Source organism: Arthrobacter sp. FX8, assembly GCF_026723805.1.
Classification (GTDB): domain Bacteria; phylum Actinomycetota; class Actinomycetes; order Actinomycetales; family Micrococcaceae; genus Arthrobacter.
This window is the reverse complement of the sequence record NZ_CP113505.1, coordinates 1,747,223-1,772,998: the sequence shown is the minus strand read 5'-3', so window position 1 is coordinate 1,772,998 and position 25,776 is coordinate 1,747,223. Positions and strand designations below refer to the sequence as shown.

At 63.8% G+C, this 25,776-nt stretch carries 24 protein-coding genes and 1 pseudogene; 17 read left to right on the top strand and 8 right to left on the bottom strand.

From position 1 onward, the window contains the following. Positions 1–76: 76 nt before the first annotated feature. The 8 genes from OUO20_RS08075 to nrdF all read left to right on the top strand — a co-directional run bounded on the left by OUO20_RS08075 (position 77) and on the right by nrdF (position 8,776). Positions 77–1,474 carry an NAD(P)/FAD-dependent oxidoreductase gene (locus tag OUO20_RS08075; RefSeq protein WP_134164666.1) on the top strand — a complete coding sequence of 466 codons (1,398 nt, stop codon included), beginning with the start codon at positions 77–79 and terminating at the stop codon, positions 1,472–1,474. Further along, positions 1,471–2,202: a DUF1365 domain-containing protein gene (locus tag OUO20_RS08070; RefSeq protein WP_134164667.1), complete on the top strand. Its 732-nt coding sequence runs from the start codon at positions 1,471–1,473 to the stop codon at positions 2,200–2,202. Before OUO20_RS08075 ends, OUO20_RS08070 begins: the two co-directional genes overlap by 4 nt. Continuing rightward, on the top strand, positions 2,199–3,575 hold the full coding sequence (locus tag OUO20_RS08065; RefSeq protein WP_200953160.1) for a class I SAM-dependent methyltransferase: 1,377 nt from the start codon (positions 2,199–2,201) through the stop codon (positions 3,573–3,575). The genes OUO20_RS08070 and OUO20_RS08065 overlap by 4 nt, the downstream gene beginning before the upstream one ends. A gap of 52 nt (positions 3,576–3,627) precedes the next feature. Then, positions 3,628–4,359: a TspO/MBR family protein gene (locus tag OUO20_RS08060; RefSeq protein WP_268003219.1), complete on the top strand. Its 732-nt coding sequence runs from the start codon at positions 3,628–3,630 to the stop codon at positions 4,357–4,359. 366 nt (positions 4,360–4,725) lie between these two features. Next, positions 4,726–4,971: a glutaredoxin-like protein NrdH gene (nrdH, locus tag OUO20_RS08055; protein WP_013601222.1), complete on the top strand. Its 246-nt coding sequence runs from the start codon at positions 4,726–4,728 to the stop codon at positions 4,969–4,971. 127 nt (positions 4,972–5,098) lie between these two features. Next, positions 5,099–5,569 (top strand): class Ib ribonucleoside-diphosphate reductase assembly flavoprotein NrdI, encoded by a 471-nt coding sequence (gene nrdI, locus OUO20_RS08050; RefSeq protein ID WP_134164765.1) that lies wholly within the window; start codon positions 5,099–5,101, stop codon positions 5,567–5,569. Between the two features lie 20 nt (positions 5,570–5,589). Continuing rightward, complete coding sequence (gene nrdE / locus OUO20_RS08045) at positions 5,590–7,710, top strand: class 1b ribonucleoside-diphosphate reductase subunit alpha (RefSeq protein WP_018769430.1); 2,121 nt, start codon at positions 5,590–5,592, stop codon at positions 7,708–7,710. Between the two features lie 91 nt (positions 7,711–7,801). Further along, a complete protein-coding gene (nrdF, locus tag OUO20_RS08040; protein WP_018769429.1) occupies positions 7,802–8,776 on the top strand; it encodes a class 1b ribonucleoside-diphosphate reductase subunit beta in 975 nt (324 codons plus the stop codon). Between the two features lie 76 nt (positions 8,777–8,852). Here the strand turns inward: nrdF and OUO20_RS08035 are convergent, their stop codons facing one another. Continuing rightward, on the bottom strand, positions 8,853–10,355 hold the full coding sequence (locus tag OUO20_RS08035) for an HNH endonuclease signature motif containing protein (protein ID WP_268003218.1): 1,503 nt from the start codon (positions 10,353–10,355) through the stop codon (positions 8,853–8,855). Between the two features lie 169 nt (positions 10,356–10,524). On the opposite strand from OUO20_RS08035, the gene OUO20_RS08030 reads away from it, so the two are divergent. Continuing rightward, positions 10,525–10,923, top strand: a complete 399-nt coding sequence (locus OUO20_RS08030) for a DUF4259 domain-containing protein (RefSeq protein WP_268003217.1) — start codon at positions 10,525–10,527, stop codon at positions 10,921–10,923. A gap of 30 nt (positions 10,924–10,953) precedes the next feature. On the opposite strand, the gene OUO20_RS08025 is transcribed toward OUO20_RS08030, so the two are convergent. Together OUO20_RS08025 and OUO20_RS08020 are read right to left on the bottom strand one after the other, a co-directional pair. Beyond that, entirely contained in the window at positions 10,954–11,508 is a 555-nt protein-coding gene (locus OUO20_RS08025; RefSeq protein WP_056390609.1) for a DUF3090 domain-containing protein, read from the bottom strand. A gap of 173 nt (positions 11,509–11,681) precedes the next feature. Beyond that, entirely contained in the window at positions 11,682–12,056 is a 375-nt protein-coding gene (locus OUO20_RS08020; protein WP_268003406.1) for a UBP-type zinc finger domain-containing protein, read from the bottom strand. 233 nt (positions 12,057–12,289) lie between these two features. Here OUO20_RS08020 and OUO20_RS08015 point away from each other — a divergent pair, with 233 nt between their 5' ends. Beyond that, on the top strand, positions 12,290–14,044 hold the full coding sequence (locus OUO20_RS08015) for an FAD-dependent oxidoreductase (protein ID WP_268003216.1): 1,755 nt from the start codon (positions 12,290–12,292) through the stop codon (positions 14,042–14,044). After that, positions 14,028–14,903 (top strand): hypothetical protein, encoded by an 876-nt coding sequence (locus OUO20_RS08010; protein WP_268003215.1) that lies wholly within the window; start codon positions 14,028–14,030, stop codon positions 14,901–14,903. The genes OUO20_RS08015 and OUO20_RS08010 overlap by 17 nt, the downstream gene beginning before the upstream one ends. Positions 14,904–14,926: 23 nt before the next feature. Here OUO20_RS08010 and OUO20_RS08005 read toward each other — a convergent pair whose 3' ends face one another. From OUO20_RS08005 to OUO20_RS07985, 5 genes are all read right to left on the bottom strand, one after another. After that, positions 14,927–16,093 (bottom strand): hypothetical protein, encoded by a 1,167-nt coding sequence (locus OUO20_RS08005; protein ID WP_268003405.1) that lies wholly within the window; start codon positions 16,091–16,093, stop codon positions 14,927–14,929. 11 nt (positions 16,094–16,104) lie between these two features. Next, positions 16,105–17,394, bottom strand: a complete 1,290-nt coding sequence (locus OUO20_RS08000) for a glucarate dehydratase family protein (protein WP_268003214.1) — start codon at positions 17,392–17,394, stop codon at positions 16,105–16,107. 40 nt (positions 17,395–17,434) lie between these two features. After that, positions 17,435–18,346, bottom strand: a complete 912-nt coding sequence (locus tag OUO20_RS07995; RefSeq protein WP_018769423.1) for a carbohydrate ABC transporter permease — start codon at positions 18,344–18,346, stop codon at positions 17,435–17,437. After that, positions 18,343–19,194 (bottom strand): carbohydrate ABC transporter permease, encoded by an 852-nt coding sequence (locus OUO20_RS07990; RefSeq protein ID WP_268003213.1) that lies wholly within the window; start codon positions 19,192–19,194, stop codon positions 18,343–18,345. Before OUO20_RS07990 ends, OUO20_RS07995 begins: the two co-directional genes overlap by 4 nt. A gap of 94 nt (positions 19,195–19,288) precedes the next feature. After that, a complete protein-coding gene (locus OUO20_RS07985; protein ID WP_144599792.1) occupies positions 19,289–20,620 on the bottom strand; it encodes an ABC transporter substrate-binding protein in 1,332 nt (443 codons plus the stop codon). Between the two features lie 99 nt (positions 20,621–20,719). Here OUO20_RS07985 and OUO20_RS07980 point away from each other — a divergent pair, with 99 nt between their 5' ends. From OUO20_RS07980 to OUO20_RS07955, 6 genes and pseudogenes are all read left to right on the top strand, one after another. Next, positions 20,720–21,553 (top strand): NAD-dependent epimerase/dehydratase family protein, encoded by an 834-nt coding sequence (locus OUO20_RS07980; RefSeq protein WP_082581728.1) that lies wholly within the window; start codon positions 20,720–20,722, stop codon positions 21,551–21,553. Between the two features lie 93 nt (positions 21,554–21,646). Continuing rightward, a pseudogene (locus tag OUO20_RS21465) lies at positions 21,647–21,751 on the top strand (helix-turn-helix domain-containing protein); the annotation flags it as partial. Between the two features lie 21 nt (positions 21,752–21,772). Continuing rightward, positions 21,773–22,399 carry an IclR family transcriptional regulator gene (locus tag OUO20_RS07970; RefSeq protein ID WP_268003212.1) on the top strand — a complete coding sequence of 209 codons (627 nt, stop codon included), beginning with the start codon at positions 21,773–21,775 and terminating at the stop codon, positions 22,397–22,399. Positions 22,400–22,473: 74 nt separating this feature from the next. After that, positions 22,474–23,400 carry an ABC transporter ATP-binding protein gene (locus OUO20_RS07965; protein WP_268003404.1) on the top strand — a complete coding sequence of 309 codons (927 nt, stop codon included), beginning with the start codon at positions 22,474–22,476 and terminating at the stop codon, positions 23,398–23,400. Between the two features lie 8 nt (positions 23,401–23,408). Beyond that, the gene (locus OUO20_RS07960) at positions 23,409–24,641 is read left to right on the top strand and encodes an ABC transporter permease (protein WP_442781134.1); all 1,233 of its coding nucleotides are present in this window, start codon (positions 23,409–23,411) and stop codon (positions 24,639–24,641) included. Between the two features lie 93 nt (positions 24,642–24,734). Beyond that, entirely contained in the window at positions 24,735–25,472 is a 738-nt protein-coding gene (locus OUO20_RS07955) for a PspA/IM30 family protein (RefSeq protein ID WP_056390588.1), read from the top strand. Positions 25,473–25,776: the final 304 nt, after the last annotated feature.

Genomic DNA, 25,776 nt, shown 5'->3' with positions numbered 1-25,776 from the left:
ATCCACAGCCGGCACGGCACCGAATAGCCAGTTGTATACGCAGCCCAGCGGCAAATGTTCAGCAGAGGAGCATGAATTGTCACCTAACCCAGCAGGAAGTCCAGGCGGGCGGCGGCGCGTCGCCGTGATCGGCAGCGGCGTGGCCGGATTGACGGCCGCCTACGTGCTGAACAGCCAGGACGACGTCACCCTGTTCGAGGCGGACTCACGGCTGGGAGGCCATGCCCACACCCACGACATGCCGCAGCCCGACGGCAGCGTCATCGGGGTGGACACCGGGTTCATCGTGCACAACGAACGGACCTATCCCACACTGCTGCGGTTGTTCGCCGAACTCGGCGTCGAGACCCAGGACTCCGAGATGAGCATGTCAATCCGCTGCGACGGCTGCGGGCTGGAATACGCGGGGGCACGGGACGGCGCCCGCGGCATCATCGCCAAACCCTCCAGCCTGCTCCGCGGCCGTTACCTGCTGATGCTGCTGGAGGTGACCCGTTTCTACCGGAAGGCGAGGGAGTTGCTCAGGACCGCGCCGCCGTCGGCCGTCAGCGGCGAGGTGCCGGTGCCGGAACTGACACTTGGCGCATTCCTGGAACGGGAGAAGTTCAGCCCTTACTTCATCTCCCACTTCATGACCCCCGTGGTCAGTGCAGTCTGGTCCTGCGACCCCACCACCGCCCTGGCCTACCCCGCGCGGTACCTCTTCACGTTCCTGGGCCACCACGGCATGCTGGGGATCAAGGGTTCGCCGCAGTGGCGCACCGTCACCGGCGGCTCTGCCCGGTACGTGGAAAAGCTCGCCGCCACGCTTGCCGACGTCCGGCTCAACACGCCCGTCACTGCCATCCGGCGCCTGCCCAAAGGCGTGGAGCTCGAAACGGCCAGCGGGCCGGAAGAGTTTGACGCCGTCGTTGTCGCCACCCATCCCGCGCAGGCTCTCCGGTTCCTGTCCGACGCCACACCGGAAGAGAAGGAGGCGCTGGGCGGGATGCCGTATTCGGTGAACCACACCGTGTTCCACCGGGACCCGGCAGTCCTGCCTGCCGCGGACAACGCCAGGGCGTCGTGGAACTACCGGCTCCCGGCGTGCGACGCGCGACCCGACAAGGTTCTGGTGAGCTACGACCTGACCCGGCTGCAGCGGCTGCATCCCGTGGACGGAAAGCCGTACCTGGTGAGCCTGGGGGAGTCGGAACTGATTGCCGGCACCGCCGTGCTGGAGCGCATGGTGTACGAACATCCGCAATACACGCCGGAATCCCTCCAGGCCCAGCAGGCCATCGCCGCGCTGAGCAACAACCGGATCGCCTACGCCGGGGCCTACCTTGGCTGGGGCTTCCATGAGGACGGTGCCCTCTCCGGGGTGCGGGCGGCCGAGAAACTGGGCCGCACCTGGCCGGCGGCCCGCGCGGATGAACCGGGCAACTCCTCCGGCGAGGGGGAGCGGGAACTGCTGTCCACGGAACGGGCATGACCATGGACGCCTCGATTTTCCGCACGTCCATCTCCCATGTCCGGCGCAGCCCCTTGAAGAATGCGTTCACCTACCGCAGCTACAGCTGGTTCGTGGACCTGGACCACATGCCGCGCCTGCCGTTCCTGCTCCGGCCGCTGGCAGTGTTTCGCGCCGGAGACCACCTGGGCGATCCCGGCGCAAGCATTCGGGCCAACGTGGAGCGCTACCTGCGCACCCAGTGGGTGGAGCCCGACGGCGGACCCATCCACATGCTCACCAGTGCCAGGGTTTTTGGCTACGTCTTCAACCCGCTCACCCTGTTCTGGTGCTACCGCTCCACCGGGGAACTGCAGTGCGTGGTGGCCGAAGTCCACAACACCTACGGGGAGCGGCACTGCTACCTGCTGCGAACCGATCCCTCCGGGCGGGCCTCGGTGCCGAAGGCGTTCTACGTGTCACCCTTCAACGACGTCGACGGCGAGTACCGGATGAAGCTCCCGGCCCCGGGGGACAGGCTTGCCGTATCAATCATCCTGGAGCGGGAGGGGCACCGGCCCTTCGTGGCCACCATGGACGGACGGCGCCGCCCCGCCACCGTTTCGAACATCCTGGCGGCGGCTTTCGCAGTGCCTGCCGCGCCGCTGCTGGTATCCGCCCTGATCCGGATACAGGGCATTAAACTCTGGGCAAGACACCTGCCCGTCGTTGCCAGACCACCCCACACTTCACAGGAGGCAGTTCAATGACCATGACGGACGATAACGGCACCACCGCAGGCCGTGTCGAAGGCAAGGCCGGCGGACCATCCGCCGGACACGTGCCCGCAGCCTGGGGCGCAACCGGGGTGCCGGCGTCGCCCGCCATCATCAATCCCGACCTGTGGCCAGGTGTTGCCCAACCGCCGTCGGGCATGAAAGCCGGACTGGCCGGCAGGACAGCCGGCCTGCTGTTCAGGGGTGCAGTCAAGCGGCTGCCGCTCCGCGTCGAATATCCGGACGGGTCCGTGCTCGGAACGGGCGGTCCGGAGGCCCCCGTGATGACCATGCTGCGGCCCGACGCCTTCGAGGCACGGATCGGCGACAACGGCCTGATCGGTCTGGGCGAATCCTTCATGGCCGGCGACTGGGAAGCCTCGGACCTCGCCGCGCTGCTCGAAGTCTTCGCGGCCTCCGTGGACACGCTGATCCCCATGCCGCTGCAGAAGCTGCGCTCGCTGTACCTGCCCCGGACACCCCGCCAGGAACGCAACGCCGAACAAAACACCCGCAGCAACATCTCCCGGCACTACGACCTGTCCAACGACCTGTTCTTCAACTTCCTGGACTCCACCATGAGCTACTCCTCGGCATTGTTCCCGGAGAAGGCGGGTCCGCTGTCCACCGTTGCATGGGAGTTCCTGGCCGAGGCCCAGCGGGCCAAGATCGACCGGCTGCTGGACAAGGCCGGCGTGGGCGAGGGGACGCGGCTGCTGGAAATCGGCACCGGCTGGGGCGAGCTTGCCCTGCGTGCCGCCGCCCGCGGCGCCACGGTCTACAGCGTCACGCTGTCCAGCGAGCAGCAGGCGCTGGCGCAGGAACGCATTGAGGATGCCGGATTCGCGGACCGCGTGACCGTTGCCCTGCAGGACTACCGGGCGGTGGAAGGCGAGTACGACGCCGTGGTCTCGGTGGAAATGATCGAGGCCGTGGGGTACGAGTACTGGCCCATTTATTTCCAGACCATCGACCGCGTGCTGGCACCCGGCGGAAAGGTGGCCATCCAGGCCATCACCATGCCGCACGGTCGCATGCTGGCCACCCGCAACGCCTACACCTGGGTGCACAAGTACATCTTCCCCGGCGGGTTCCTGCCGTCCGTCCGTGCCATCGAGAGCGTGACCCAGCAGCACACCACCCTTCGGGTAAGGGAGCGCATGGGGATGGGTGACCACTATGCCGCCACCTTGCGGCTGTGGGAGGAACGGTTCCTTTCCCGGTCCCGGGAAGTGGGGGAGCTCGGCTTCGATGCAGTGTTCCAGCGGATGTGGCTGTTCTACCTCTGCTACTCGCGCGCCGGTTTCCAGTCCGGTTACCTGGATGTCCAGCAGATCGTGCTGGACCGCCGGGAGGCGCAGCTATAGCAGTCGCAGGCGTGGAAGTCACCAGGAGCAAGGGAGATCGGAGGTTCCGGCCATGAGACTGAAAACACTTGCATGGACGACGGCGGCGACGGCCGCCACAGCCGCCGCGGGCGGAGTGGCCACGGATCCGCAGGGCAGCTGGTACCTGCGGCTGCGCAAGCCTGACTGGCAGCCGCCGGCCATCGCCTTCCCGCTGGTGTGGACGGCCCTGTATGCAGACCTCGCGGTGACGTCCGCCGTCGCACTGGACCGGGCTGCTGAACTGGACCGGGCTGCTGAACTGGACCGGGCTGCTGAACTGGACCGGGCTGCTGAACTGGACCGGGCTGCTGAACTGGACCGGGCTGCTGAACTGGACCGGGCTGCTGAACTGGACCGGGCTGCTGAACTGGACCGGGCTGCTGAACTGGACCGGGCTGCTGAAATGGACCGGGCTGCTGAAATGGACCGGGCTGCTGAAATGGACCGGGCTGCTGCCACCCCGGCCGGCACATCCGACCCGGGTGGCAAGGGCTCCCGCCGGGAGCTCCGCGCCTACCGGAGTGCATTGGCTGCCAACCTGGTCCTCAATGCATCGTGGAGCTGGTTCTTCTGGCGCTCACGCAGGCCCTGGCTTGCGGCGGCCGAGGCCGCCCTGCTCGCCGCCAGCAGCGCCGATCTGGTGCGCCGCACCTATCGGCTGAACCGTGCGGCCGGGGTATCGCTGGCTCCCTACGCGGCGTGGTGCGGCTTCGCCACGGCGTTGTCCACCGCCATCGCCAACCTCAACTCCGCCAAGCGGTAGGAAACCCCGGGCAAGCTGGACACACCTTCGCCGCAGGGAGCGGAACCCGGGTCCGTGACCACTACATGTAGTGGTCACGGACCCTTTTCATGCGGAAGGAAACAGGGCGCGACACGCCGCAGCCGTGCGACACGCGGTCCTTTAAATGTGGCTAAGTACTCCACAGGGTGTGGACCCAGCCCGCAAAAAACCCGCGATTCCGGGCATTTTTCCCGCCCCTGCCTGTGGATTAACGGTGCATTAAATGACATACTTGTAATACATCATCTTGGGGTTCCGAAGAGGCGTCTGCACTACATGTAGTATCTACATACAGCTGGACGGGGACACCGGGCCAGCAAGATTTCAACTAAGGGGACAGGGACAATGACCGTAACGGTTTACACGAAGCCTGCTTGTGTTCAGTGCAACGCCACCTACCGCGCGCTCGACAAGAAGGGCATCACCTACCAGAGCGTTGACATCTCCCAGGACGCCGAGGCACTCGAGCGACTGAAGGCACTTGGCTACATGCAGGCTCCCGTTGTGGTCACCGACCAGGACCACTGGTCCGGCTTCCGCCCCGACAAGATCGAGGAACTGGCACTTTCCGCCGTTTCCTCCGTGGCTTAGGAGTTCCGCTTCTCCTGCCGGCAACCAGCAACCAGCTGAGGTGACTCACGTGGCAGCACCAGCAGCACAGCATGACCGCGAGGCCTTACCAATTCACCAGGTTGTTCCCATCCACGCGGCTCAACGCGTGGACGTGTCCCCGCCGGCCGGGCCGCAGGACCAGGCTGAACCGGTCCGCACCGGCAGCCAGCTCATCTACTTTTCCTCAGCATCCGAGAACACCAGCCGCTTCGTCGCGAAGCTTGGCCGTGAGGTTGCCCGGATCCCGCTCTATCCAAAGGACGCACCCCTCCTCGCTACCCGGCCATTCGTGCTGGTGGTGCCCACCTACGGTGGCACCGGGGGAGAGGGGTCCGTTCCCAAGCAGGTCATCCGGTTCCTCAACAACCCGCAGAACAGGAAACTGCTCCGCGGCGTGATTGGCGCCGGAAACACAAACTTCGGGGACAACTACTGCATGGCCGGGGACATCATCGCCGCCAAATGCCACGTACCCCACCTCTATCGATTCGAACTTATGGGAACGCCGGAAGACGTTACCCGGGTCAACCAAGGATTGGACACGTTTTGGACACGACTGTCGCAGACACAGAAGTAACCAGGTCCCGGAAGCCTGAGATGCCCGCCGCGTATAAGGGGCTGGGCTATCACGAGCTGAACGCCATGTTGAACCTCTATGGTCCCAACGGCGAAATCCAGTTCGGCGCCGACCGCGAGGCCGCGCACCAGTACTTCCTGCAGCACGTGAACAACAACACGGTGTTCTTCCATGACCTGGAGGAAAAGCTCGACTACCTGGTGAAGAACCAGTACTACGAGCGCGAGACGCTGGACCAGTACACGATGAACTTCATCCGTGAGCTGTTCAACCGCGCCTACAAGAAGAAGTTCCGCTTCGAGACCTTCCTGGGTGCCTTCAAGTTCTACACCTCCTACACGCTGAAGACGTTCGACGGCAAGCGCTTCCTGGAGCGCTACGAGGACCGCGTCTGCATGGTGGCACTGCACCTGGCGCGCGGCAACGAGCAGCTGGCCCTGCAGATGGTGGATGAAATCATCGAAGGCCGTTTCCAGCCGGCCACCCCCACGTTCCTGAACGCGGGCAAGAAGCAGCGCGGCGAGCTGGTCTCCTGCTTCCTTCTCCGCATCGAAGACAACATGGAGTCGATCGGACGCTCCATCAACTCCGCCCTGCAGCTGTCCAAGCGCGGCGGCGGAGTGGCCTTCGCGCTGACCAACATCCGCGAGGTGGGCGCGCCCATCAAGCAGATCGAGAACCAGTCCTCCGGCGTCATTCCCGTGATGAAGCTCCTCGAAGACAGCTTCTCCTACGCCAACCAGCTCGGTGCCCGACAGGGTGCCGGCGCCGTGTACCTGCACGCGCACCACCCGGACATCTACCGGTTCCTGGACACCAAGCGCGAGAACGCGGACGAGAAAATCCGCATCAAGACCCTCTCCCTGGGCGTCGTCATTCCGGACATTACGTTCGAACTGGCCAAGAAGGACGAGGACATGTACCTGTTCTCGCCCTATGACGTCGAACGCGTATATGGCATGCCGTTCTCGGACGTCTCGGTCACCGAGAAGTACTACGAGATGGTTGACGATTCCCGGATCAAGAAGACCAAGATCAAGGCACGCGAGTTCTTCCAGACCCTCGCCGAGATCCAGTTCGAATCCGGCTACCCGTACATCATGTTCGAGGACACCGTGAACCGGGCCAACCCGATCGACGGCAAGATCATCATGTCCAACCTGTGCTCGGAGATCCTCCAGGTTTCCCAGCCCACCACGTACAACGATGACCTGTCCTACGCCGACACCGGCAAGGACATCTCCTGCAACCTTGGTTCACTGAACATCGCCAAGACCATGGACTCGCCGGACTTCGGCCTGACCATCGAGACGGCCATCCGTTCCCTCTCGGCTGTCTCGGACATGTCCAACATCACCTCGGTGCCGTCCATCGCCAAGGGCAACGACCAGAGCCACGCGATTGGCCTGGGCCAGATGAACCTGCACGGCTACCTGGCGCGGGAGCGGGTCCACTACGGCTCTGAAGAGGGCCTGGACTTCACCAACATCTACTTCTACTCGGTGGTGTACCACGCCGTCCGCGCCTCCAACCTGCTGGCCATCGAAACCGGCCAGACGTTTGGCGGCTTCGAGAAGTCCAAGTACGCGTCGGGGGAGTTCTTCGACAAGTACACGGAGCAGGAATGGGTTCCGCAGACCGAGAAGGTCCGCGAGCTCTTCAAGAACGTGCACATCCCCACGCAGGAAGACTGGCGCGCGCTGAAGGCTTCGGTCATGGAGCACGGCATCTACAACCAGAACCTGCAGGCCGTGCCGCCGACGGGCTCGATCTCCTACATCAACAACTCCACCTCCTCGATCCACCCGGTGGCGTCCAAGATTGAGATCCGCAAGGAAGGCAAGCTGGGCCGCGTGTACTACCCGGCGCCGTACCTCACCAACGACAACCTGGAGTACTACCAGGATGCGTACGAGATCGGCTACGAGAAGGTCATCGACACCTACGCCGCCGCCACCCAGCACGTGGACCAGGGCCTGTCCCTGACGCTGTTCTTCAAGGACACCGCCACCACGCGCGACATCAACAAGGCCCAGATCTACGCCTGGAAGAAGGGCATCAAGACCATCTACTACATCCGTCTCCGCCAGCTCGCGCTGGAAGGGACCGAAGTTGAGGGCTGCGTCAGCTGCATGCTGTAGCTTCAACCAACGGGACAGTACGACGGCGGGCGCCCGCCCGCCGTCGTACGCTTTAACTTAGAGAAAACCCACCCAACGCATAGGGGATGACATGACCGAGAAGGTCAAGCTGCTCAGCCACGTCGAGGCCATCAACTGGAACCGCATCCAGGACGACAAGGACGTCGACGTCTGGAACCGCCTGGTCAACAACTTCTGGCTGCCGGAAAAGGTGCCGCTGTCCAACGACGTCCAGTCCTGGAACACGCTGACGCCGGCCGAGCAGCAGCTCACCATGCGCGTATTTACCGGCTTGACCCTGCTGGACACCATCCAGGGCACGGTCGGTGCGGTGTCCCTGATTCCGGATGCCCTCACTCCGCACGAGGAGGCTGTGTACACGAACATCGCCTTCATGGAGTCAGTGCACGCCAAGAGCTACTCCTCCATCTTCTCCACCCTGGCTTCCACCAAGGAGATCGACGAGGCATTCCGCTGGTCCACCGAGAACGAGAACCTTCAGAAGAAGGCGCAGATCGTCATGGACTACTACCAGGGTGACGATCCGCTGAAGCGGAAGGTGGCCTCCACGCTGCTGGAAAGCTTCCTGTTCTACTCGGGCTTCTACCTGCCCATGTACTGGTCCTCCCGCGCCAAGCTGACGAACACCGCCGACCTGATCCGCCTGATCATCCGTGACGAAGCTGTTCACGGTTACTACATCGGCTACAAGTTCCAGAAGGGCCTGGAGAAGGTCTCCGAGGAACGCCGCCAGGAGATCAAGGACTACACGTTCGAACTGCTGTTCGAGCTGTACGAAAACGAGGTCCAGTACACCCACGACCTTTACGACGGCGTGGGCCTGGCCGAGGACGTCAAGAAGTTCCTGCACTACAACGCCAACAAGGCCCTCATGAACCTGGGCTACGAGGCGATGTTCCCGGCGTCCGTCACCGACGTGAACCCGGCCATCCTGTCGGCCCTGTCCCCGAACGCTGACGAGAACCACGACTTCTTCTCGGGGTCAGGTTCGTCCTACGTGATCGGCAAGGCCGTCAACACGGAAGACGAGGACTGGGACTTCTAGTTTCTTCTTTTCAGGATCCGACAGCAAGGGACTCCGCACGCTTTGTGCGGGGTCCCTTGCTGTCATATCCGGCAGTTCATTTGGCATCGAGGTAGGTACGAAGGAATTCGTCTCCCGCAGATGGTGGTTCCCGAAAATAGTCCACGGTCCCCCTCACCGCGGTGGGCATAGGAGGATATGGATGTTGCCGTTCTGTGGCTTGCTGCCCCAACGAACACGGCCAGTGAGGTGCTTCCCAGTCCTGATGTTCGCTTTTGTATCTCCGCCCTGATGGTGAAATCCAGCCGGGCGGCTCGTTCTGTGATGCGGGGGTCGGTGTCCAGCCGCTGGCGTGTTTGAGTCTGTGGTGCCGGGGACAAGGCTGTCCCAGGTTGCTGATCCCGGTGGTTCCGCCGTGATGCCAGGCCAGGAGGTGGTCTGCTTCGTTGTCCAGGGACTGGTTGCTGCACCCGGGGAACGGGCATCTGCCGTCGCGCATTCGTAGCCAGTTCCGCATGGCCTTCGTCAGCCGGTAGCTTGTGCGGCCGATTTCCAACGGGGCCCCGTCCCGTGGATCTATGAGCACCCGATGGAACGAATCCGCTCCATTGGTTAGGAGATTCCGGGCCATGGAGGCAGGGATGGGTCCGAACCCGTCCAGCGTGGCCGGTTCCTCTGTCAGCCCCAGCAGTGAGAAGACGGGAACGGTGATCAGGACCTCGGCCCGGGGCGTAGGGACATCGGCCATGCCGGGTCCTCCGGCCTCAGCCCCGCCGCCGCTGATGCCGTTGTCGCTTCGCAGGACTGCCGTCGCAAATACGTCTGCCCGTAACTGGGTGAGCGTCCGGTTCTCGTGGGGCCCTTGCAGGCCCCGGGCGATGGCGGTAATGCGGTTCCAGATCGCAGCCGCCTGGTCCGCGGGCAGGTAGGCAGACACCCGCGCCATGCCGTCCTGCTCCGGGGTATATTCCAGGCACCTGTCCCGCGCTCCCTTAGCATGGCGTTTTTCGATGCTGTCCGGGTGGTGCCGTTCGCGCCAGGTCCTGGCCTTCCGCCGGAACCGGAAGGCGGGCATCTCGCCGGCCGGGCAGCCGCGGGCAGGATTGGCCGCGTCAGCGCCGAGGAAGTGTGCCTCGAGTACCCGCGCTGCGTCACAGTCAAGGGTGGCGGTCTCGTCCACCATCACCCTGGCGTGTTGCCACGAGACAGTTCCCGCCTGCAATGCTGCCAGGGTGAGTGGCAAGAACGTAGCCAAAGCATGGGATTGCTCCAACAGCATGCCTGCAGCCCGATCGCCGATGGCCAGTACACAGCCCACCTCGGCCGCTATTGCCATTTCCTGCGCCTGGACGGGCATGTCAGGAGGCGCGGCAGATCGCGCGGAATCCGCATATCTGGCCGTTGCCTCCGCCTTCAACGCAGCGACCCGGGCCTCGGTTCGTGAAATTCCGGCAAGGATGTCCAGGCACCCGTCAGCGACGGCGGCCAAGGGGTCGGCGTGCTGGGGGAACCCGTTACGGGACTCAGCCACCTCGGCGCGGAGCAGGGCAATCGAGGAGTCGATCGCTTCAAAAGCCGTTGCCACCGCTTCGCTTCCCATGTACTCATCATCCAAGGGGGTGTGACATTTTGCGGGCCACCACTCCGCGCCAACAACCGCACTTTCAGCACGCACTCGAAAAGCTTTGCAGGCATCCACCGCGTGAATGACCTGCGACGGCGCGGTCTGGCATATTAGTGCCACAAGCCGTAACCAGAAGGGGAATCACGTGGGTGGATGGGGCTACCTGCCGTTTGAGAACGACGACGCGCTGGACTGGCTGGACGAGCTGGAGACCGGAGGGGTCGACGTCGTGCGCCAGGCGTTGGCGAAGGCAGGTCACAGGTATGTCGAGGCACCCGAAGGGGCTGTCGCTATCGCCGCCGCCGAAGTGACCTCCGCCAGCCAAGGCAACCCGCTGGGCGATCTCCCGGAGACCGTGGCGACCTGGGTGGCTGCCCGCGGGGCAGAGGTCACCGCCGAAGACGTGGAGATGGCACTGGAAGCAGTTGAACGGGTTGCCGGGGAGAAGTCCGAGCTTGCTGAACTGTGGGACAACGCTGACGAACCGGAATGGCGTGAATCACTTGAAGACCTCAAGGAACGGCTGCGGACAGCTTTGCGGTAGACCCGCCACTACCGTCCGGGCTCCCTGGCATCAGACTTCAGGAAGAGTGCAGGTATGCCCGTCGGCGTCCATGGGATAACCGCAGAGCGGGCATGCCGGACGCCCGGCACCCACTACCTCCCGGGTCCGTTTGGCGAATGCGCGGGCGGTGCCCACCGGCATCCGCACCAGCAACATTTCGGCCACGTCAGCGGCGTTCCCAGCAAGCAATTCGACGTCTTCATCAGCACCGACTTCAATGATCGGGTAGGCCTCTATCACAACCTGCGCCGTTGTCGGGTCCCAGCCCAAACTCATGGCGCCGGCCCTGAACTGCTCCTGGACTGCCTCGAGCTGGTCATTGTCGACGAGCTCGATGGGAGTACCCGTGGGAACACTGAAGGGATTGCCGTCAAGGGCGATGAGCTCGTCGAGGATTTCGTCAATCTTTTCGGCGAGCTGGGCAGACTGCTGTTTCTCCAGTGCGATGCTCACAATTTGCCTACCTGCACGTACCTGCAGGTAGAACGTTCGCGCCCCTGGAACACCGATGGTGCCGATGACGACCCGGTCAGGCCAGGCAAACTCATGAACACGTGTGGGCATGTCAGTAGTTTAGGCACATCAGGCTTCGTGCGCCGTTTGCCCGGCGGCGCCGCCGACCCGCGCATCGCCGATGTTGGTGCCTTTCGAGGGCCACAAAAGAGGTTGCCATCCACCCAGCCTCAACGGAATTCTCGCCGGCCCCGGTGACAGCAGGGGTGATACCCGGTCCGTGGTTACCGGTGCAGGCGCTCACGCCAGTCTGCGGGTACCTTGTCTGGCGGTGCAGGTGCTGGCTGCTCAGGTGGCCTGGACTGGGGATCCGGAAGCCTTGGACCACGGAAGAACTTCTTCGTGGTGTGATCGTAGAACCATTCCTCCCCGGGTTCGAAAGACCGTACGACAGTGTGGCCGGTGGCGCGCGCGTGGGCACTGGCATGCTGCGAGGGAGATGAATCGCAGCATCCAATGTGGCCGCACTGGGCGCAGCGGCGAAGATGCAGCCACCAGCCTTGGCCGTCACCGTTGAGGCAGTCCAGGCACCCTGATCCGCTGGGCTTGGCGGCGAGGCTGATTCCAGGAGGAGGGCGGTTTTCCTCGGGGTCTTCCATTTCATCCCTCCGGTCCTGCTCAAGTTCGGGTCCCTGCTTGCCTGCCGTCGGAGCCATTCTGGCAGAATTCGGGCGCCCCCGGAATGACAGAATCGAGGTAGAACGGGGTCCCAGACAACTCCGTCCCCGGTGGCGAAGGAACGTCCGGGAGGCAAGGGAGAACCCTTGTCCCCAATGTCCTTGCGCGAGTATCGTGAGCGCCACCGAACCATAGAACCGGAAAGACGGCGGCCATGGATGACCCGGTTCCGATCATGCTGATTGCCACCACCGACGCGACCTCCCGGCGCATGCTCGGAGATGAGTTGCGCCGACGGTACGGTGCCGATTACGAGGTGGTGGCCTGCGACGGCCACGCCCACGGACGGGCGGTGCTGGAGGGGCTCCGTCGCTGGAACCGCCAGGTCGCCCTCATTCTCGGGTGCTACGGTCCGGCTGACCGCGGGGGACTTGATTTCTTGCGGCGTGCCTACGGCTTCCACCCGGCCGCCAAACGCGGTGTTGTGGTGACATGGGGTGACTTCGAAAGCGCCCCGACTGTGTTCCGGGCGGTAGGGCAGGGGTACGCCGAGCTGGTGATCATACGTCCGGAACGTTCACGCGACGAAGAATTCCATGGGGCGATAACCGACGCCCTTGATGACTGGCAGTTGGCCCAAGGGGTGGGGTTTGAGGCGGTCCGGCTGATCGGGGACATAGGCGACGAAAGGACGCATACGCTGCGCGACTCCCTGAGCCGGAACCACATCCCGGTGGGCTTCCACCCAGTTGGGTCCGAGACGGCGGAACGGACGCTGAAGAGCCTGGGCCTGCGCCATCCCGCGCTGCCGGTCCTGGTGCTGGAGTTCACTGCTTCACCAGTTGTCCTTGAGAACCCCAGTGACCTGGAGATTGCCGAAGCGATGGGGGTGACGCGGCCTCCTCCGGCGGACAAGATCTTCGATGTGGTGGTTGTGGGAGCAGGCCCCTCCGGTCTCGCGGCCGCCGTGTATGCCTCCTCCGAGGGCCTTTCGACCATGGTGGTGGAGGGTGAGGCTGTGGGAGGCCAGGCCGGCACCAGCTCGTTGATCCGCAACTACCCTGGCTTTTCACGCGGTGTGAGCGGCGCCCACCTGGCCTACCGTTCATTTCACCAGGCCTGGACTTTGGGCGCTGACTTCCTGTTCCTGCGGAAGGTGGCGGGGCTCAGCGCGGACGGCCCGCTGTACACTGTGTCGATTTCCGATGGGAGTGCGGTGCGGTGCCGCGCAGTAGTGGTGGCCACCGGTGTGGACTACCGCCGCCTCGGCATACCCCAACTGGAGGATCTGGTGGGCAGAGGCGTCTTCTACGGGGCCACAGTCTCCGAAGCGCCGTCGATGGCCGGAAAGCATGTCTGTGTCGTGGGGGGCGGCAACTCGGCCGGACAGGCGGTTCTGCACCTTGCGAGGTATGCGAAAAAGGTGACGCTGCTGGTGCGTGGACCCACCCTGTCCGCCAGCATGTCGGAATACCTCATTTCCCAACTTGAAGCCACCCGGAACGTCGCGATCCGCTTTGGCACCGCAATCGTGGGGGCCCGGGACCAGGACGGATTCCTTGCCGCCGTCAGGGTCGCCGCATCCGGAGCAGCCGAAGCAATCGCGGGCGAGGAGATCGAAGCGGGCGGCTTGTTCGTGCTGATCGGTTCAGTGCCGCGGACCTCCTGGCTGCCCGACACCGTAGAGCGTGACCCGGCCGGTTTTCTCCTTACAGGTGCCAGGGATGTCAGTGACGCCGGGATGGACAGGGCTCCGCTGGCGCTGGAAACCAGCATGCCCGGCATCTTCGCGATCGGTGACGTGCGGGCCGGTTCCATCAAAAGAGTGGCCACCGCAGTCGGGGACGGTGCCACCGTGGTCTCAATGCTTCACGCCTACCTGGCCGAAAACCCCCTCCCGGCCTCGCCCCCTGCCGCTGGCGGGCCGGCCGCACCCGAGGAGCAGCCCGGTGATGTCCGCTTCAACTGAGGCCATTCCACTGATTGCACCGATGCGGTGGCTGCTCTACGTCGCTGCATTCCTGGTGTTTCTTGCCGGGCTCGTGCTGTTCGTGTTTCCGCTCCGGACCGATGAATTCTTTGCATGGACGGTCAATCCGCCCATGACGGCGGTCTTCCTCGGGGCGGCATACTGGTCGAGCGCCGGCTTGGAGGTGGCGGGCGCCCGTTCGGCAGGTTGGGAGTCGGCGAGGCTGGCAGTATGGCCCGTGTTCGTCTTCACGACACTGACCTTGGAAGTCACCCTGCTGCATCTCAACCGCTTCCACCTGTCACCGGACACGGCCCCCACCGCCCAAATAGCCACCTGGGCGTGGCTGGCAATCTACGCCATCGTGCCCGTGGCAATGGCCGTCACCAGCTGGATGCAGATCCGGTCCCGGCGTCCTGCCCCCAAATCCGTAACGGCGGGACTGCCAGTGCTGCCGCCTGCGCTCCGAATGCTCATGGTGGGTATTGCCGGGGTGCTGCTCATTTACGGCCTGGCACTCCTGGCGGCACCCATTCCTGCCGCGAAGTGGTGGCCGTGGCCACTGTCCGAACTCACTGCGAGGGCGATCGGGGCGTGGCTGATCGGTCTTGGGTGGTCTGCCGCGCAGGGCCAGTCGAGCCGCTACCTCCATACCGTCCGGCCCGTGGCCCTGACCTCCGTTGTCTTCGTCATTCTGCAGGCGCTTGCCTTGCTGCGGTACGGCGGTGCCCTGGCATGGCAGAGCGCCCCCGCAATCGGCTTCGTCACCATGCTTCTTGCCATTGGAGTTGCCGGCGGATGGGCACTCGGACTTTCCCGTTCGGCGACTTCTTCCCGGGGTCCCGTTCCATCTGCGTGAGCCTGATCGGCAGCGCTGAAACCTCAGCGCAGACTCATCAGTCCTCCCGCAACAGCGGAGAGGCGCCGGGAGGAGGCAAGCCCGAGGTGATACACGTGCAGTTCCCTGGCTCCCGCTGCACAAAGCACCTGCCACTCGCTTGCCAGCCTGCCGCCGTCGGCCGTCTTCGGCGGCAGCGCCAGGACATACGCACCCACCCGCAAACCGGCGGCCAACATGGCTTCGACCATCACGGCGCCTTCGCTGGGCTCGCCCCAGCAAGGTACGACGGCGGTGAGGTCACCCCGGTGCCCCCAGAGCCTGCTCCTGCGGAGCGCCTCCACCGGAACGAAGGGCCCCGTGGCCCAGGGGTCCGGCGTGGCGTGCAGCGACAGCCGGGGGCGGGAGCCGGTGGCTTCGATCGCTGCCAAGCACTCATCCAGCAGCATCGCCGTGGCATCCCACCGGACCTCCAGAAGGGGAAGGAACGCCGCTGCCCCGGACGCAAATGCAGCTGTCATTCGGGCATCATCGGCCTGCGCGACGGCAGAGCGGACCCGGCTTTGATACCCGGCGGCGGGCAACCCGCGGGCCTCGTACCCGGTGGCGCATGCATCGCAGAAGCACAGCGACAACAGCGCCTGCACCCAGGTTGAGTACTCGGCTCCCTCGGTCTTCTCATGCCGGTTCTGGTGGCTGAAACCCAGCGGACCCGCCGCTTCGAGGATTAACCCATCCGGCTGTCCCATCTCCAGGACTTGGCGCACCAGGGACGCAGCGTAGGAGCGGACCTGAGGCTGCGACGGGCACAGCGCGTACCTGTAGACCTCGTCGAAGGCATTTTGTACGCAGAGGCCGGGGCTGTTTCCGCCCACTGCGCTGGAGTGGGTCAGCACCGTCCACGCGTCCACGGGAAGGCCCTCCGCCTGAAATGCCGCTGCGGCCTCGCCGAATCCGTTCTCCGTCCCGGTCCATTCCCTCGCGTTGCCGGGTATCAGCTGCCGGCCTGCGAAAGCACCGCCTTCCGGAACGTAGAGGGCTGCCGACCGGGCGTCCACGACGCGCCGGGTGGGATGCCGTGGGGTTCCGGCCCGCACCGAGTGGTATGCGGCCGCAAGCGCCACGCGGTCAACGCCGGTGTCCCTGACCCATGACACCGCCTTCGGGTCGCCCAGTAAATCCCATGGATAGAGATAGCCGGTAACCTGCATCACCTGCGGACCTACCACCGGGGGAGGGCAGCCGTGAAGTCGGGGACAAAACGCTGCATGTAGCCCGTGTCATCCCGCGCCGTCATGCGGGCGTCCAGGTACTGCTGGTGGAGTTCAGCCAGTTTCTCCCGGTTCAGCTCCACGCCAAGGCCGGTGCCGGTGGGAACCGGCACGCTGCCGTCCACAAACTTCAGGGCTCCGGGCTTGACCACGTCGTTGTGCCCGTTCCAGGGATAGTGGGTATCACAGGCGTACGTCAGGGCAGGCGTTGCGGCGGCGACGTGGACCATGGCAGCAAGGCTGATGCCAAGGTGGGAATTGGAATGCATGGACAATCCTATTCCGAAGGTTTCGCAGATGGTGCCCAGTTCCCGGGTGTGGCGGAGGCCGCCCCAGTAGTGATGGTCACCGAGGATTACCTGGACGGAATCGAGTTCCACACTCTTTTTGATGTGGTCGAAGGCCACGACGCACATATTGGTGGCAAGCGGCATGGGGGCAGCAGCCGCGACCTGGCCCATTCCCTCCAGGCCCGGCGTCGGATCTTCCAGGTACTCAAGCAGCCCGCTCGTTTCGGCCGCCACCCATTTCGAGGTCTCCACCGTCCAGGCAGTGTTGGGGTCCAGCCGGAGCGGAAGGTCCGGGAACGCTTCACGCAAAGCCCGGATAGCTTCAATTTCATGGGCGGGTGGAAAGACGCCGCCCTTGAGTTTGATGGATTTGAATCCGTACTCGGTGATCATCCGGCGAGCCTGCCGGACGATGCCCTCCGGATCCAGCGCCTCGCCCCAGCCGTCGGAAATGGCCGGGCGTCCATCGTGAGCAGGGTGTTCAGCCCACTTGTAGAAGAGGTAGGCGCTGAAGGGGACCTCGTCCCGCACAGTGCCGCCGAGCAGTTCGCTCACGGTCCTGCCCGTTGCATGCCCCTGGATATCCAGGGCAGCGACTTCGAAGGCGGAGAAGACGGCAGCCCGTTCAAAGGCAGAGAGATTTGGGTCCAGCGCCTGGTTGATGAGCCGCTCCATTGTGGAGGTTTCAAAGATACTGACGCCCTTGATGGCATTGGCGCCGGCGGCGAGGTTGTCCAGGCGGCTCTGGCCGCCGGCACATTCGCCCAGGCCCAGGAGCCCGTTGGCGGTGCGGACTTCAATGACCACCCTATGGACCAGGGGCTCGTGGACGCCGACGGCGTTCAGGAGCGGTGGATCGGAAAAGGCGATCGGTGTGATGGTGATGTCGTTGATCGTCAGGTCTGCCGCGGTGGGTGCCGCGGTGGCAGGAACAATTGAGCTGATATTCATGGAAATTCTTTCGTGGAGGGTTGGGGAGGCCGGGCCTTCCCTAGCCCTTGGTTGCGCCCGAGGTGATGCCGCGGATCATGGAGCTTTGCAGGAAGAGGTACACCAGGAGGCTGGGAATCATGGCCATCAGGGCACCCGCCAGCAGCACGCCGGGTCCGACTGTGGTGTCGTTGCGAAGTACCGCCAGTGCCACGGTCAGGGTGTAGTCTCCGGGGTCATTGGCCGCGATGAGGGGGAGGAGGTACTGGTCCCAGACCATCATGAAGCCGAAAATCCCGATGACGCCCAGCGCCGGCTTGCACAGAGGCAGGATGATGGTGAAGAGCATGCGGAACTCACCCACCCCGTCAAGCCGGGCAGCCTCCTCGATTTCCGCGGGAATCTCCTTCATGAATTCGCTCATGATGAAGATAGAGAAGCCCCAGATGCCCACCGGCAGGATGACGGCAAGGACGGTTCCCCGCAAACTGATGCCCAGCAGCGGGAGGTCACCCAACACCAGGGACAGGGGGATGCCGATGATCTCTTCGGGGAGCATCATGGTCATCAGGACCAGCAGGAGGACCAGGGCCTGTCCCCGGAATTTCCTGCGGCTGAGGCTGTAGGCGGCGAACACGGAAACGGTCATTTGGAGCAGGAGCCCTCCGCCGGCCACCACCAGGGAGTTCAGCAGGTAACCCCACAGACCCTGCTGCTGTGCTGCCTGGAAGTTCTGGAGCGTGAATGTCTTGGGCAGCAGCGAAATCTCGGTCGGGCTGGAGTTCCGGTCAAAAGCGCCGGAGATGATGGCCAGGAACGGCAGGGCGAAAATGCAGAACACCAGTGCGCAGAGCAGCATCCGCAGGACCATGTTGGGTCCAAAACGGGGCGACCATCCCAGGGCCGTGTCGAACCTGGCGGAGGACGACGGCCTGGCCGTGCGGGAGTTCTTTCGGGTCAGTGTCTGGCTCATCGTGCTGCCTTCCTTTTGGCCAGGAGCTGGGTTCCAACGGTCAGGAGCAGGGTGGCCACCAGGAGCAGGACTGCCGCGGCAGAGGCCACGCCAATATCGTTCCGCTGGAATCCCAGGGAATACATGCGGGTCATCCACACCTCTGTTGAGCCGGCCGGGCCGCCTCCGGTAAGTACGTACACTTCCGTGAAGCTGCGCAGGCTGCGGATGGCTGCCAACGTCAGGACGATCACCAGTGAAGGACGAAGGGCCGGCAGCGTGATGTACCGCAGTCGCTGCCAGACCGTGGCTCCGTCCACGCCCGCAGACTCATACAGGGAGCGGTCCACCCCGGTAAGCCCGGCAAGGATGATCACCATGTTGTAGGGCGCGCCGCTCCAGATGCCGACGACGGCGATGGACCACAGTGCCGTGTCCGTACCGTTGAGGAACTGCAGCGGGCCGAGTCCTAGCCAGCCCAGGATGCTGTTGAGGGGTCCGTCCGGTGTGGGGAAGTACAACAGGCGCCAGATTTCGCCCACCACAGCCAGCGCCGTGACGACAGGCAGGAAAATGGTGGTGCGGAGGATCCACAGTGACCGTGCCTGCCCTTCCAGGAGCAGGGCCAGAAGAAAGCCCACCACCAGTGCGCCGAGGGTCTGGGTGACGCCCAGGACCACAGTGTGTCCAAGGGCCTCCAAGAAGCGTGCATCCGTCAGCACGCCAACATAGTTGTCGAAGCCGACGAAAACGTCACCCAGGAACGGCTGCACTTTGAAAAAGCTCAGCCGAATGCCTTCGGCCATGGGGATGAATTTGAAGTAGAGGCCCAGGACGGCGGCCGGCACCAGGAACAACCAGATGGCCATGGTCTGTCTGCCGTTGCGGCGTTTGCTGCGGGGGCCGGTGGCGCTGACTCCGGCTCCGCCGTCAAGGCACCTGCCGGTTTCGTTGGTGTTGCGGTCATGACTTGGCGTTCTGGCTTGTCAGTTCGTTGGTGATGGCCGAGTCGAGATCCTTAAGGCCGGACGCCACGTTATCCGCCGCGCAGTCCGAGAAGATCTTGTTCAGGGATTCGGCGGCTGCCTGCTTGATCGGCACGAAGTTGATGGCCGAGGGGAAGGACTTTGACGAGTTCTTCAGCGCGTCCTGGACGACGGTCCACCGGGGATCGTTGTAGACGGCGGCAGCATCGACGTCGGAATTGACGGGTACGCGGACAATCGGCTGCTTGCCGGCGGTCATGCCCGCCTTTTGCCCGTCGGCGGACACGAGGTAGTCGATAACCTGCTTTGTCTGGTCCTTTTTGCCGTTGGTGGCAGTGACATAGATGTTCTCGCCTTCGGCCAGGACTGTGTTGTCCACCGAACCCTTGGGAGTTTCGATGACTTCGTACCGGTCCTTGCCCAGCGCCGTATCAAACGAGGAGAAGTTGTAGGGGCCGGTGAGAATGATCCCGGTCTTTCCGGTCTGGAAAAAGGGTGACGCAGCGCTGGTGGCCGCCGTCAGTGCGCCCGGCTGCGTGCTGCCGGGCGTGCAGAACTGTTGCTTGATCCAGGTGACGCCTTTCTGGCTTTCACTGCTTGCGGCGGAAGCGGTGTACTTTCCGTTGCCGTTGTCCTTCAGGTAGGCGCCGCCGTCCTGCCAAAGGTACGATGAGGCCCACCAACCCAGGTATCCACGTTCGGTGGATCCCGGAACGGTCATCCCGAAAGTGTCTGCCTGGCCATTTCCGTCCGGGTCCTGTGTAGCAAATGCGGTGGCCAGCGCCGCGAGGTCTTCCTGCGTCTTGGGAACGGGGAGACCCAGCTTCTCGCGCCAGTCCTTCCTGATCATGGTCACCATCGTCTGGCGAGAGAACGGGACCCCGTAAGTAGCCCCGTCCTGGCCCACTGCCTCATTCCACAGGGAGTCGGAGATCTTGTCGCCTCCGTCCACCGCTGACTTGTCCAGTTTCTGCAGGTAGCCCTGGGAAGTGTAGTTGCCAAGAGCCGCGGAGTCGTTGATGACGATATCCGGAAGCTTCTTGGAGGCCGCCCTGGTCTGCAGTTGCTGGTCCAGGTCCGGCACCCCCTGAAAGTTGACCGGGATACCGGTCTTTGCCGTGAATTCCTTGAACAGCGCCGCGTAGGTCGTGGAGGCGTCGGTGCCGGCGCGCGCCCAGACCTCGATGGGCTGGCCGTCATCCTTGGCCGCAGGGGCGGACGACCCGCTGCCACAGCCCGTCAGCAGGGTGGCTGAGGTCACCGCCAATGCCAGAGCCGCACGGGAGCGTGCCTTGAGCTTCGAATCCACTCTGATTCTCCTTTTACATATATGAACATCTGCTATCATGTGAAACATACTTCATGAGAGTATGATTAGCATCACAGGCTGTCAACCATTGGAGGAAACTTGCCGGCAGCACAGAAAGCACAGGCGATCGCCATGACGGGTGGTGCCGGCATGATGGCCACGTTGCTGCGTCCCTACCTTGCTGATGCCGGATATGAAGTCCGGCTGCTGGACCTGGTGGAAGCCCGGAATTTGCGTCCCAACGAGGTTGCCCTGGTGGGATCCGTAACTGATCCAGATTTCATGAACACGTCCCTCAGGGCCACATCCGGGGTTGTCCACCTGGGCGGACTCCACCGGGAAATGACCTGGCAGGAAATCGTTGCCACCAACATCACCGGCACCCAGGTGACGCTGGAAGCAGCCCGCCGCAACGGCGTCGAACGCGTATTGCTGGCCAGTTCCACGCACGCCGTGGGCTTCCACGACCTTGCTGATGCCGCGGCGGATGCTGTACTTCCGCCGCGGCCCGATACGTACTACGGGGTCAGCAAAGTGGCCGCGGAAGCGCTCGGCAGCCTGTATGCGGACAAGTACGGAATGAAAGTGGTCAGTGCCCGGATAGGTACCGGCGGCCAGCGCCCGGGCAACGCCAGGACCCTTGGTTCGTGGCTTTCCCCGGCGGATTCGTTCAGGCTCGTGGAGGCGGCGTTGAACGACCTCGGTGCCCCGGGCCATCACGTGGTGTGGGCTGTCTCGGCCAACACCCGCGGCTGGGCGAACCTCCAGGCAGGACGGCGCATCGGCTACGACCCGCAGGACGACGCGGAGCTCTATGCCAATGAGGTCGATACTTCCGGGGGGAACGCTGAAACGGGACTCCTTGGCGGGTTTTGGGCCAGCGATGGTCATAGGGTAGGTATGGACAACTACCCGCACCTGGCCGCGAAATGAGCTGCCGCAGTCCGGTGCGGCGAAAGGGGGAGCGGTAATGGCACCGCTGGATGTACAGGCCGGCACGCGGGGGACGCGCCCGGCGACGTCAAACTGGTCAAGTCCGCAGAGCGGACCATCGCCATCCTTGAGCTCCTGGCGTCCGCTCCGCAGCCGCTCACCACCGCCGAGATCTTCAAGCAGACCGGGTATCCCCGTTCCAGCCTGCACTGGCTGCTGTTGACGCTCCTGGAGCTCAACTGGATCGAGCAAACACCGGAGGGCGCCTATAGGATCGGCACGCATGCCCTGCTGTGCGGTACGGCGTACCTGGACAGGGATCCGGTGATGGAACACGTTTCGGCCATTCTGGAAAAGGTCCGCAATGCCACGACCTTCACTACCCACTACGCCCGCATCGACCGGTCCGACGTCATCTATCTTGCAACCCGGCAGGCTGTAGACCGGCGCCGGCTGTCCTCAAGGGTAGGGCGCAAGCTTCCGGCCCAAGTGACGGCCCTGGGCAAAGCCATCCTCTCCGAGTACACGGATACGGAGGTCCGGCAGCGGCTTGGCGGCGGGCCCTATCCCCAGCTGACCCCGAACAGCGTCCCTGATTTCGAGGCGCTTCAGGCCGAGCTGACTGAGTTCCGGAAGACGGGCCATGCCATTGAGTGGGAGCAAAACACGGTGGGGCTTTGCTGCGTTAGCGTGGTGGTTCCGTACCGCATCCCCGGGACGGACGCCATGAGCTGCTCCATGCCGGTGGAACTTGCCACAGACGACGTCATCTCGAAAACCGTGGAGACGCTCCACTCAGCCGCAGGTGAACTGGCCCGGACCCTTCGTGCCGCGGGGATCCGGTAGGTCCGGAGTCTGAGCCCAACCGGGCACTTGCGCGACACGAGCAGATCGGTAACCGCTAGTCTGAAACCATGACGATGGGGGACGCAGCGCAGGAGCCGCTGGTTCACATTCAGGACTTCCGGATGGACTTCGGGGACACCACGGTCATCCGGGATCTGTCCTTCGACGTGCACGCGGGGGAGACGTTCGGTTTCCTGGGGTCCAATGGATCCGGGAAGACCACCACTTTGCGGGCGCTGCTGGGCATCTACCAGCCCACCGCGGGGATCCTGCACATAGGGGGCAAAGCCTTTGAGCCCCGCGACGGGGCCCGTCTCGGATACCTGCCGGAAGAGCGCGGCCTGTACAAAAAGGAACACGTCCTGGATGTCATGGTCTACTTCGGCCGGCTCAAGGGCCTGTCCATGGCCGCGGCCCGGTCCTGGTCCGGACACTACTTGGAGCGGGTGGGTCTGGCCGACAAGGCAAAGTCCCGGTTGGACAAGCTCTCCAGCGGCCAACAGCAAAAGGTCCAGTTGGGCGTGACGATCATGAACGATCCCGAACTGCTTATTTTGGACGAGCCGACCAAGGGCTTTGACCCCGTGAACCGGCGGCTGCTGATGGACATTATCGAAGAGCACAAGCGGGCCGGCGCCACCGTCATCATGGTCACCCACCAGATGGAAGAAGTCGAACGGCTGTGTGACCGGGTAATCCTGCTCAAGGACGGAGTCTCCCACGCTTACGGGACGGTGGAAGAGGTCCAGGAAGAGTTCGGCGGCACCGTCTACCGGGTCACCCACGACGGACCGTTGCCCGCATCGGCACTTTTCGACGTCGTCGACGACGTGGACGGGGTCGCCGAACTGGCGCCGCGCCCCGGGTCCAGTGAGGCCGCGGTGCTGCGCGAGCTGGTCGAAGCCGGGGCCGTGGTCCGGTCATTCACGCCGGCCCGGATCTCCCTGGATGAGATCTTCATCAAGGTGTACGGCGAACAGCACGAACTGGCGGAAGGCTGAACATGGCACTGGGACAGCACAACCTTGGGACCGTGATCGCGTTCGAGTTCTTCCGGACCATCAAGAAACGGGGCTTCGTCATCGCAACCCTGGCGCTGCCGGTCATTCTCATCATTATCTTCGCCCTCGTGTACGCGTCCAACGCCAGCACAAAGGACAGCGCCGCCGCCCAGAAGAGTGCGACGTTCGCTTTCACGTACACGGACGCCTCCGGAATCATCATGGCGTCTGCCGCCGAGTTGGCCGGCGGAACAACTGCCAGCGACCCCGAAGCCGCGATCGCTGCCGTGAAGGACGGCGCCTCGGAGGCATACTTCGCCTACCCTGCCGATCCGGCCAAAGAGCCGGTAAAGGTGTACGGTGCGGACAAAGGCACGTTTGAGAACGACAAGTACGTGGCCGTGGCCAAGCAGCTGCTCGCGGTCTCGGCCCAGCACCAAGTCGGCTCACCCCAGCTGACGGCGGCCCTGACCGGGACGGTAAAATTTGACTCCGAAATATTCAAGGACGGCAAGGCCGCCGCGGGCGTCGGCGGGATCATTCCACCACTGCTGTTCCTGGTCATCTTCTATTTTTCGATGATCCTTCTTTCGAACCAGATGCTGAATTCCACCTTGGAGGAGAAGGAAAACCGGGTCACTGAAATGATCCTGACCACCCTGAATCCAACCACACTGATCACCGGCAAGATCATCTCGCTGTTCGCCGTCGGCCTGGTCCAGATCCTGGTGTTCCTGGCCCCGGTCGGATTGGCCTACCTGTTTTTCCGGAACCGCCTGGCCCTGCCCGAGGTGGATCTGTCATCCCTGGTCTTCGAACCCGGCCCCATGATCACAGGGGCCCTTCTCACGCTGGGTGGATTCGCCGTCTTTACCGGGGTCCTGGTGGCCATAGGGGCGATCATGCCGACCGCCAAGGAAGCCGGGACCGTCTTCGGCCCGCTTGTGGCCATGATGTTTATCCCCTTCTACACATTCAGCCTGATCATCTCCAACCCGGGCGCGCTGATCGTGCAGATCTTCACCTACTTCCCGCTGACCGCTCCGGTGACCGCCCTGCTCCGCAACGGGTTCGGCACCCTGAACCCAGTTGAATCCGCCATCGTCATCGTCGAACTCTTCGTCGTCGGCCTTATTATCCTGCGGCTGGCTGTCCACCTGTTCCGGTACGGGTCCATCGAATACGGCCGGAAACTCTCCATCGCCGGAACCTTCCGCCGCCACGACCTGGCCACCAAGTAGGCGCGGCGGGTGGCAGGCATAGCGTAGGGAATCTGGTCCCCTGCGGTGCCGAACACATAGGATGCGAATTCCACTACTGATAGAAAGAATCCCGTGAAGCAGAGTATTTTCGCCCGCGTGGCCCAGTTGGCCAAGGCAAACCTCAATGCCCTCCTGGACTCCGCGGAGGATCCGCAGAAAATGCTGGACCAGATGGTCCGGGATTACTCGGAGAATATCCGCGAAGCCGAGGCCGCGATCGCCCAGACCATAGGCAACCTCCGGATGCTGGAGGAGGACCACAAACGTAACGTCGCCGACGCCAACGAATGGGGCCGCAAGGCTCTGGCCGCGTCCAGGAAGGGCGACGAGTTCCGGTCCGCCGGCAACCTCGCCGATGCGCAGAAGTTCGACAACCTCGCCAAGGTTGCCCTGCAGCGGCAGATGGCCGCCGAGAAGCTCGTGAAAGACGCCGTACCCGGGCTTGCGGCCCAGAACGAAGTGGTCGACAAGCTTAAGGGCGGGCTCGACCAGATGAAGGGCAAGCTGCACGAGCTGACGGCCAAGCGCAACGAGCTGGTAGCCAGATCCCGGACGGCGGCCGCGCAGTCCCAGGTCCACGATGCCCTCAAATCCTTGGACGCCGGTGATCCGACGTCGGCCATCGGGCGGTATGAGGAGCGGATCCGACGCCAAGAGGCCACCGTTCGCGGCCAGCAGGAACTCGCAGCCTCATCCCTCGATGCCCAGTTCGCCTCCCTGGAAGACCTCGGAGAGCAGACCGAAGTGGAAGCACGTCTGGCCGCCCTCAAGTCCATCGACCGGAAGGCCATTGACTCCCAGGCTCCTTGAAGCCCCGGGATCCCGCCGGTCCACCGTCGGGGCATGGCTGACTGCTGGGCCGCGGCCGCCAGGTAATACCGGGCGGTCGCGTCAGGCCGGCGACAGGTCGCCGTCGGCAGCAATGTGCCATGCCGTTTACGTTATGGCCCCACTGCCAGCGGAGGCTTGCGTCTCCACGCTCTGGGCTGCCTGCCCGACGTCAGCCGGCAGCCGGCGTCGGGCTTTGGCCAAGGCAACGAGCAGGGTCAGGACGGTGCCCAACCAGGCAAGCCCGGCGAGAAAAACCAGCCCTATTGCCGCTAAGGGGTGCATG